This is a genomic window from Chitinispirillales bacterium (assembly GCA_031254455.1).
Taxonomy (GTDB): Bacteria; Fibrobacterota; Chitinivibrionia; order Chitinivibrionales; family Chitinivibrionaceae; genus WRFX01.
On sequence record JAIRUI010000082.1, the window covers coordinates 23100 to 32245 of the forward strand.

General features: G+C 39.3%; 9 protein-coding genes and 1 pseudogene. All 10 read right to left on the reverse strand.

Translation table 11 applies throughout. The features are described from left to right. Nucleotides 1-3 precede the first annotated feature (3 nt). Complete coding sequence (locus LBH98_06070) at nucleotides 4-192, reverse strand: hypothetical protein (protein MDR0304318.1); 189 nt, start codon at nucleotides 190-192, stop codon at nucleotides 4-6. An 84-nt stretch (nucleotides 193-276) separates the two neighbouring features. Then, nucleotides 277-918 carry a 16S rRNA (guanine(527)-N(7))-methyltransferase RsmG gene (gene rsmG / locus LBH98_06075; GenBank protein ID MDR0304319.1) on the reverse strand — a complete coding sequence of 214 codons (642 nt, stop codon included), beginning with the start codon at nucleotides 916-918 and terminating at the stop codon, nucleotides 277-279. Beyond that, the gene (locus tag LBH98_06080) at nucleotides 911-1669 is read right to left on the reverse strand and encodes a PHP domain-containing protein (protein MDR0304320.1); all 759 of its coding nucleotides are present in this window, start codon (nucleotides 1667-1669) and stop codon (nucleotides 911-913) included. Before LBH98_06080 ends, rsmG begins: the two co-directional genes overlap by 8 nt. A 93-nt stretch (nucleotides 1670-1762) precedes the next feature. After that, nucleotides 1763-2287, reverse strand: a pseudogene (locus LBH98_06085) (M23 family metallopeptidase). A gap of 352 nt (nucleotides 2288-2639) precedes the next feature. Beyond that, nucleotides 2640-3482, reverse strand: coding sequence for a DUF21 domain-containing protein (locus LBH98_06090; GenBank protein MDR0304321.1), 843 nt, complete (start codon nucleotides 3480-3482; stop codon nucleotides 2640-2642). A 27-nt stretch (nucleotides 3483-3509) separates the two neighbouring features. Then, nucleotides 3510-3896 carry a holo-ACP synthase gene (acpS, locus tag LBH98_06095; GenBank protein MDR0304322.1) on the reverse strand — a complete coding sequence of 129 codons (387 nt, stop codon included), beginning with the start codon at nucleotides 3894-3896 and terminating at the stop codon, nucleotides 3510-3512. Beyond that, nucleotides 3893-4912, reverse strand: coding sequence for an NAD(P)-dependent glycerol-3-phosphate dehydrogenase (locus LBH98_06100; protein ID MDR0304323.1), 1020 nt, complete (start codon nucleotides 4910-4912; stop codon nucleotides 3893-3895). Before LBH98_06100 ends, acpS begins: the two co-directional genes overlap by 4 nt. 136 nt (nucleotides 4913-5048) lie before the next feature. Continuing rightward, nucleotides 5049-6983 carry a family 16 glycosylhydrolase gene (locus LBH98_06105; protein ID MDR0304324.1) on the reverse strand — a complete coding sequence of 645 codons (1935 nt, stop codon included), beginning with the start codon at nucleotides 6981-6983 and terminating at the stop codon, nucleotides 5049-5051. 146 nt (nucleotides 6984-7129) lie between these two features. Further along, nucleotides 7130-7987, reverse strand: coding sequence for a pantoate--beta-alanine ligase (gene panC, locus LBH98_06110; GenBank protein MDR0304325.1), 858 nt, complete (start codon nucleotides 7985-7987; stop codon nucleotides 7130-7132). After that, on the reverse strand, nucleotides 7978-8778 hold the full coding sequence (gene hisF / locus LBH98_06115) for an imidazole glycerol phosphate synthase subunit HisF (GenBank protein ID MDR0304326.1): 801 nt from the start codon (nucleotides 8776-8778) through the stop codon (nucleotides 7978-7980). The genes panC and hisF overlap by 10 nt, the downstream gene beginning before the upstream one ends. Nucleotides 8779-9146 lie beyond the last annotated feature (368 nt).

The window sequence follows — 9146 nt, forward strand, 5'->3', positions numbered from 1 at the left end:
CTTTCATGCCCAATCTTCGATGGCGGTGAGATCTTCAACCATATCGCTAAAATGTGCATTCCTGTCAAACTTCGATTCAAAAGCCAACTCCTGAAGTTCAGTATTGTCACCGTCGTCGTCGGCAAGCGGAATAGAATCCTTGTCTATTAAATGTTCATCACTGTCAAATTCGTCGTCAATATACTGTTGCATAAAAACTCCTATTGAACATATTTGGCATTACACTTATTTGGAAATATATTTATTTGTATATCAAATTGTCAAGAACTTTTTTATTTAATTAGGATATTTAGAATCCGGATTAATTTCCGCAATAATCCGTTTGCCGATTTCGCTTCTGCCGACATCATAAAATTTTTTACTTTCAAACAAATTCAAGTCGTCTAAAATTATGCTTTTGTATATGAATATTTTACCGTTTTTCTTCATGATTTTTCTTATCGGATTTACAAATTCGGGAAGAATTTTTACCGAACGACAAGTCAAGACGTCAAAAAAATTATCAAATTTTTTTTCAATATTTTCAATCCTTGTGTGAATTGTTTTGCAATTTTTAATACCGATTTCATCAAGCATTTTTTCGATTGCCGACAATTTTTTTTGTTTACTGTCGAGTAAAAAGATTTCACTGTTCGGATAAATTATCGCGAGTGGAATTCCAGGTAATCCGCCGCCTGTGCCGAAATCGCAGATAGTTTTGTTTCCCAAATCAATAACATCTAAAATTAAAAGGGAATCCAAAAAATGAATCGTCCATAAATCGTCAATATTTGTTTGGCGCGAAAACAAATTGATTTTTGAGTTAATTTCGACAAGTTGCGAAAAATAAACGTCAAACTTCTGCGTAATTTGATTCAATTCTTCACCGTTAAACTTTTTTTTCAAAAATTCAACAAAAATATCTCGAGTTTTACTCACAAATTTCCTTTGCAAAACATTTAATTTTATCGTTTTTTTGATTTTTCAATTCTTTCAAGATGCCGAATAAATCGTTACTTTCCGTATCAATTTCAATGCCGGATGTTCCGACTGTATGTAAAAAATGACTGTCGGAGGAGGTAATAATCTGCATATTCGGGTTAATTCTATTGTAATTATAATAATTGTTGTAGTTTTTCCGCACAAAACCGGATGAAATTTCGACCGCAGAAAACGGCAAATCCGGCAAAAAACCCAATTGTGTCAAAATACTGAAAACCGGTTTATCTGTGTGCGCAGGAAAAGCGATTCCATCGTAGCGAATCGCCATTTGCACAATGTCATTTACCGAATACGACGAAGCGACCGACAAATAAAAATCGACTTCTCCTATTATTTCTTCATCGCAATTTATTACAATTTGTTCGCCCATTTTCTCAGCATTTAACGGTACTTTCCAAAGAGAATCCTCTATGAGTGAACCGAAGACGAATACGTTTTTAAGCGAATTAAACAAACAAACGATATGAGCTTCTTCAGCCGTGGTTACCTCTATTCCGGGAATGAATCCTAAACCAGACTTTTTTGCGATAGTTGCAAACGCTTCGCAGTTCCGCGCAGTGTTATGGTCAGTTAAAGCTATATGGGTAAGATTTTGCTTAATTGCCCGCTCAACGATATCGTAAGGTCCCATTTCAAGGTCGCCGCATGGCGAAAGGCAGGAATGAATGTGCAAGTCGGCACGAATCATAATTTGCTAAAAGTTTGTTTAGTCGATTATATAATCAGAGTTATTGTCAATCATATGAAGTCTCGGATTGCTTGCTCTTCCGCCAACGCGAACTTCATAATGTAAATGCGGTCCGGTACTTACTCCCGAACTCCCGACATTGCCTATTATATCGTATCTTTTTACCATATCGCCAACCTTTATATTGGCATTTTTTAAGTGCGCGTAACGAGTTACGCTACCGCTGCTTCTATGTGTAACTTCAACCATAAGTCCATAACTTCCTCTTACTCCGGAATACGTACATATGCCGTCGGCTGTCGCTATTACCGGCGTCCACATCAAATTTGCGATATCAATTCCTTCATGAAAAGAAGTTCCTTCAAAAATAGGATGTACACGGTTACCGAATTCGGATGTAATTCTCCCAAAAACAGGGTAAATCGACGGCTTTTCCGATAAATAAATTTTCTGCTTTTCGGCAATTTCGTTTACTGTTTTCAAACGATCTTTCAAGAAATCAAACTGACGTTTATTGCTTAAAATAGTTTCTTCAATATCAAGAACCTTGTTTTCAAGCGGAGATCCGATTAGAAGCCGCGCTTTTTCCTGAATTGAAAGACGCCCGCCGATTCCCATTTTTTTTATGTCTTCACTAAGCACGGAAATTCCATAAGAAAGTGATAAATCATTTTCTATATTTGAAATTCTGTCCATTAATTTTGATTCAAGTTTTACCGTATTTTCTAACGAATCAATTCTCGCAACCAAATTTTTGTATTTCAGATTTTCTTTTTGATATGCCACATTCCCCGTAATCAGCAACGCCGATTTGTAAAACCCAACTCCCGACAATACAATAATCATTATGGCGGGCAAAATCAAAAAACATAACATCGGCACATTAATATTTATTATAAAAGGATGTTTGACATTTTCTTTTCTTAAAAACACTAAACAAATATTTTTGATCTCAACCTCACAAATAAAACTATAATAAGGGATAAAATATTAAATGGCAGGACAATATAGGCATTTTATTTACATTTTTTTCTTTTGTGAGATTTAGGAAAAAAGAATCCAATATCGCGGAAGTTGTGTAATACACGGTGTTTACAGCGTCAGTACATTCAACAGTGTCGTAATTCCAAAGGATGTTACTTTCTATAAGCGTATCAACGGATTGTGTTAAATTTATGCGAAAATTTTTTACACCGCAATATTTTGTGGAGCGTATATTTTTGCAAATGTCACAAAATCTGAGTTTTTTGTTTTGAAAATTATTAACCAAAATTGATACTCCCAAAGGAAGCAAACGCCTTCTCGCACCTTCTTGCGCCACTTCGTTTAATTGATAATTTTTTTGTTCCATTCCTTTTTTGGGGTTAAATTTCTGAGAAATCTGCATAAAGAACCATGAAACAGGATAAAGAATTATATATGCGGCATAAATCAAAAAACTTAATTTGTTCGTTAGCTCAAAAGAATAAATTCTAAAGAGCGATTTTGGAAATAATTCACAAGTTGCAAAAACTATTATTGTCAAAATTATATTTTCAATCGTATCGGGAAATCCTTTGCTGAAAAATTTCATAGTTATTGCGCCAAATGCAAATGTCATTAAAACCAGTGCAATATTATTGCCTATGAGTAGTGTTGTAAGCGCTTTTTCTTTATCGTTGAGAAGCAGTGCGGTAATTTGAGCGAATTTGTTTTTTCGATTTACAAGAGCGTTTATTTTAAGTTCGTTTACCGATAAGAAACCTATCTCAAAACCCGAACACAAAAACGATATGCTCCACGCAAAAATAAAAAGCAAAATGTATATCATCATAATTACTACTTTGTTCTATCCAAAAAATTATAATTTTTCCAACACTACTTGCGCAACGCAATATTCTTTTTCGTGACTTACCGAACAATGTATTTTTGAAATACCCAAAGAATGCAGCGCTTTTGAAAGTTTTTCGTCTGTTATGCGAATAAACGGGCGCGCTTGTTCAAAGTTTATGTACTCTATTGACCGCCATCCGGAAATATCCTGAATTTCGTACGGAAGCGCTTTGTAGAACGCTTCTTTTATTGCCCATCGAGCCGCAAAATGTACGGGATTGTCGCCCATTTTTTTGCAATATTCAATTTCGCTTTCGCAGAAAACTTTTTTCTTGAAATTTTGCGAATGCGGCTTGGATAACACTTTTTTCATACGTTCGACGCTACAAATATCGACACCGATTCCAGTTATCATACGACTCTTTCGGCTTTTAGTTCTCGCGTCATCAAATTGGTTACGATGTCCTGCGGATTTTTTCCTTTATATAACGCGTTGTAAACTTCGGCGGTTATAGGCATATCAACGCTCATTTTCTGCGAAAGCGCATAAACGGATTTCACGGTTGTCGCTCCTTCGGCGACCATTGTCATTTTTTGAAGCGCTTCCTGCAAACTGAGTCCGCTTGCTATGAGTTCTCCAAAATTTCTGTTTCTGGAATATTTTGAACAGCACGTTGTAATTAAATCGCCAAAACCTGCAAGTCCGCTGAAAGTGTGCTCTTGAGCGCCCATTTTTAAACCCAAACGAACCATTTCGGCGATTCCGCGGGTAAGCAGAGCGCCTTTTGTGTTGTCGCCGTAACCAAGACCGTCGCAAGCGCCCGCCGCAACCGCAATAACGTTTTTTACGCTTCCTGCAAGTTCGACGCCGATAACGTCTTGTGATGTATAAACTCTGAAATATTTGTTTGAGAAAATCTGTTGTATTTTTTCTGCAAGTTTGTTGTTTGTAGAAGCCGCAACTACGGTCGTCGGAAGTTTGCGTCCGACTTCTTCTGCGTGCGAAGGACCTGATAATACAGCAAGTTTATCCATTGTAATATGCGAAATTTCCTGCATAATTACATCCGTTAACACTGCGTTGCTTCCTATTTCTATTCCCTTTGAAACGATAACCCAACCACAGATCGAATCAATTTTTTTTATTGAGATTTCTTTTAAAAGCATTTTCATTGTCGCTCTGACGAATTGTGCCGGAACTGCGATAATTACATATTCGCTGTCTTCAAACAAGTCTCCTATTTTGGAAGTAATCGTTACGCTTTCCGGAATTTTAATTCCCGGAAGCTTAACAGGGTGCTCGTGTTTTTCACGTAAAAGCCGCGCTTCTTTTTCGTTAAATTCCCATAAATTTAAAGTATGCCCGTTATTTTCAAGCAATGTCGATAACGCAATCGCCCAACTTCCCGCACCTAAAATACCTATTTTCATCTTATTTTCCTCATACGCCTAAAAAATAATAACTATTGTCAACGTTCCGCAAGTAGATACTGCTTTATGAGTGAATTTCATTTATAAGGACGTATATCGTTTTTAAGTAGTCTTGGACAAAAATTTTTGCTCAAATTCACTCAATCATAATTTTACGCCGCAGTATAGACGCGTCCGCTTGCTTAACATTCAGAATAAACATACCTTTTGAAAGGTTGTTCGTTTTCAATCCTGTCGCATTGACGCCGTTTGTCGCGCTGATGTTAACTTTGTCGATTATACGACCTTGCAAGTTATAAAGTTCTACGGTGTAAGCACCTTCTTTAAGGCGAAGATTAATCTGTCCGTTTTTTATTCCTGCAAATGCATAATCTTTACCGACCTTTTTTGTCGCGGCGTTGTTTATCGGAGTACTGCCGTTACCGTCCGCCTTGTAAACACGGACATAATCCACTTGCATCGTCGCAGGAATATCTCCGGCGTTCGGCGTTTGTCCGCCGTCAAATTTTCCGCCTACCGCAAGATTCATTATTATGAAAAAATCTTGGTCGAAAGGAGCGTTTTTATTGTCGTGCGCGCCAAGCGAGTACCATTGTTCGTTCGTTGCTTTGTAAAAACATTTTCCGTCAACGTACCATTTAATGTTATCTTCTTCCCAAACGACGCTATAGACGTGGAAATCCGTATCTATCCGTTGCCCGTTCTCAAAATAATAGTCGTTTCCGATATACTTGTCTTCAGGCCATCCTCCGCCGAAATGTACGGCTCCGCTGCTTTCGCCAGGCAAACGTCCTCTGGCTTCCATCACATCGATTTCGCCGGAAGCCGCCCATCCGCCGTAAGCGTCGTCTTGAGGAAGCATCCATAATGCGGGCCACAATCCGTTGCCAGCCGGAAGTTTTGCACAAAAATCAATCCTTCCGTACTTAAACGCAAACTTACCTTTAGTAACAACTTTGCCGGAAGAATACGGCGCTTGGCGGCTCGGATTTTGCGGGAACGCTTTCGGTTCGTGCAACGCTTTTAAATTCAATCGCCCGTCTTCTACAAAAATATTTTTCTCACTGTCGGTATAATATTCAAGTTCGTCATTGCCCCAGCCCCAGGTGTTCGGGTCGTCGTTAATATAATACCCGATGTCGTAATCCCATTTGTCTCTGTTTAAAGAATTTTCGTTAAATTCATCGTTCCAAATCAATCTCCAGCCGGCAATATCGGAATTTGTCGAAGTTCCCAGCGCAATATTACCGAGATTGGATACGTCGGGACGATAGGCGTCGGGATTGCCTGTAAAAGAGTACTCCACGTAATTGTTATCTATAGCGCCGCCCTTTATCCCGTCTGCGGGGTATCCTATACGAAACCGATAATCCTCCTGAACCGGCTTAAACCAGAGTCCTCCTCCGCCTTCATAGTAAACAGCCCATTGGTTTTTATCCGACATAGGATTATATCCGTTGCTTGAATAGTAAAAACCGCTTGCCGCCGAATTGTAAAGTTCCACCCAATCGTCGTTTATTCTTATTTCATAAACAAATTTCTCAATGTCCGCAGATCTCGCGGGAGTTCCGCCGATAAATGGAAATTGAACGCCGATATTCCCTTCGCCGCCGGCGTTCATTGTCGTCTGTCCGTTTTTTGCTGAAAGATTGTTGCCTACTCTTTCCGGAACGTCGTAAATTATCGTATAATCAAGATAAACGCCGGACGAAGCAGCCGATTGCAATTTTATATAAGTCGTTCTTTCTACATGGAACCAAAACCCTCCTCCGCCTTCCCAAAAATGTCCCCAGTTTTGGTTGTAAATCCAGCCGCTTTCGGCATTGCCGTCCAAATCGATCCATTGTTCGGTTGAATTGTACCAGACAAAAACCTTTAAATCTTCTTTTACGTCATCAAAAGCAGCCGTTCCTCCGTTAAATGTCGGAAATGTAAATCCCGATCCTCCGTTTTCGTCCGCGATAATATTAGGTCCTTGCGTCGTGGACATCAACGTAATTGGAATAGCCTGCGCTGTTGTTGCAACAACGGCCGCCGTCAAGACGACGGTTTTGATGATTTTGTTTAACATAAATATTCCTTTTTAATTGTTTTTGTAAAAAAGATAATATACCGCTTCCTTGAATTTTTCTGTAATTTTTATAAAATATAATTTATGTATGCGAAAAGATTTGGTTAAAATTCAAATAATTAGTATTTTGTCTTTCGGTTCGGATTTTATAAATTAATTACGACATTATCGATCAGTCGGGTTTTGCTTTGGGTTGTGCGCACGGCGAGCGAAATTAAAACGTCTTTCTCAAAAATATTCCCATCGACTTTTCGCGCGGAAAAATCCGTTATCGCTATATATTCTACCGAAAAATATTTTGCCGACAGGTAATATTTTTGCAAAAATTCTTTAAGTTTTTGGCTGTTTTTATTTTTATCGTCTTTAGAAAATTCCGATAACTTAACAAGCCCTTCGTAAATCATATAAACTTCCGCTCTCTCGTTTGCCGTGAGATAGGCGTTTCGCGAACTTTTCGCCAAGCCGTCGTCTTCTCTGACTATAGGATGAACGTCAATAATTATCGGCGCGTTCAAATCGCGAACCATTTGCTTGATTACCATAACTTGCTGAGCGTCTTTTTGTCCGAAAACTGCAAAATCGGCAAGTGAAACGTTGAATAATTTGAGAACGACAGTGCAAACTCCGTCGAAATGACCCGGACGCGCCGCACCTTCAAGCAAAGTTGTTATTTCTCCGCAGTTTATTTTCGTATCGAATCCGTTCGGATACATATCTTCGATTCTTGGCGCAAAAACAAAATCCGCACCTCTGTTTTCGCACTTTTGGCAATCGCTTTCAAATTCGCGCGGATATTTTTCGTAGTCCTCGTTTGGCGCAAATTGCGCGGGATTGACAAAAATGCTGACGACAACCAAGTCTCCAAGTGTTTTCGCTCGGTCAATCAATTTCAAATGCCCTTCGTGCAATGCGCCCATTGTAGGAACAAGAGCGATTTTTTTTTGTCGCTTTTTATGTTCGGCGATTACGCTTTGAAGCGTCTTTGTATCGGAAATTACTTGCATGCTTTACTCGCATTAATCGTGTTTCTTACCTTAATCCCTTGCGAAATCAAGTGTTTTTTTATATCGTCCACCGTATAATGTCCGTAATGAAGCATACTTGCGACCAATACCGCGTCCGCGTTCGCCTTTATAAGCGCTTCGGCAAGATGCTCCGGCGTTCCTCCTCCTCCGCTGGCTATTACCGGAATGGAAACGGCGTCCACGATTTGTTTTGTTAAATTTATTTCATAGCCTTCTTTTGTTCCGTCTGCGTCAATCGAATTTACGACCAATTCGCCTGCGCCCAAATCTTCGCCGCGTTTTGCCCACTCAATCGCGTCAATTCCCATGTTCGTGCGTCCGCCGTTGATTACGATTTCGTATCCGGACGGAATTTGTTTTGTTTTTTCGGTTTTTTTTACGTCCATCGATAAAACGACGCACTGAGCTCCGAACGCTTTGGAGCATTGGGAAATTAGTTCTGGATTTTTCACCGCGGCGCTGTTTATATTTATCTTTTCGGCGCCAGCCAAAAGAACTTTCGAGCAGTCATCGACACAGCGCAGTCCGCCGCCTACCGAAAACGGAATGAAAACCTGTTCGGCGACTTTTGAGACTACGTCGAGCATAATGTTTCGATTGTCGATAGACGCGGTTATATCGTAAAAAACCAATTCGTCAAGCCCTTGCAGATAATATTCCTTTGCTTTTTCGACAGGGTCGCCTATGTCTTGCGTATCGACAAATTTCACGCTTTTTGCGAGTTTTCCGTCGCGAACGTCGAGGCAGGAAATTACTCTTTTTGAAAGCATACTTTCTCCGATTTTCGTAAAGATCTTTCAGAAAAATAATTTTTGGCGTCAAAAAAAACAAATCGTCGTCACAAATTTACGGACGAATTATGTATAAAACAAAAATTCAGAAAAATAAAAAATCCGAGCGAACGCTGTAAAACAAATATTATATTATTTATAATAACGAATGTTGACTAAACCAAAATTAGAAACGCGGCGACAATGAATAAGACGGCAAAAACAAAATCATTTTTCTTAGCGCTTTTTAACGCAGCGCAAACTGTTTACGCAAACATAACGGTGAAATTAGAATTTACCACCCACCCCACCCCCCCCCCCACCCCCTCAAACCTCTAACAAACTCCCAGCGAGCCTAATACTGAAAT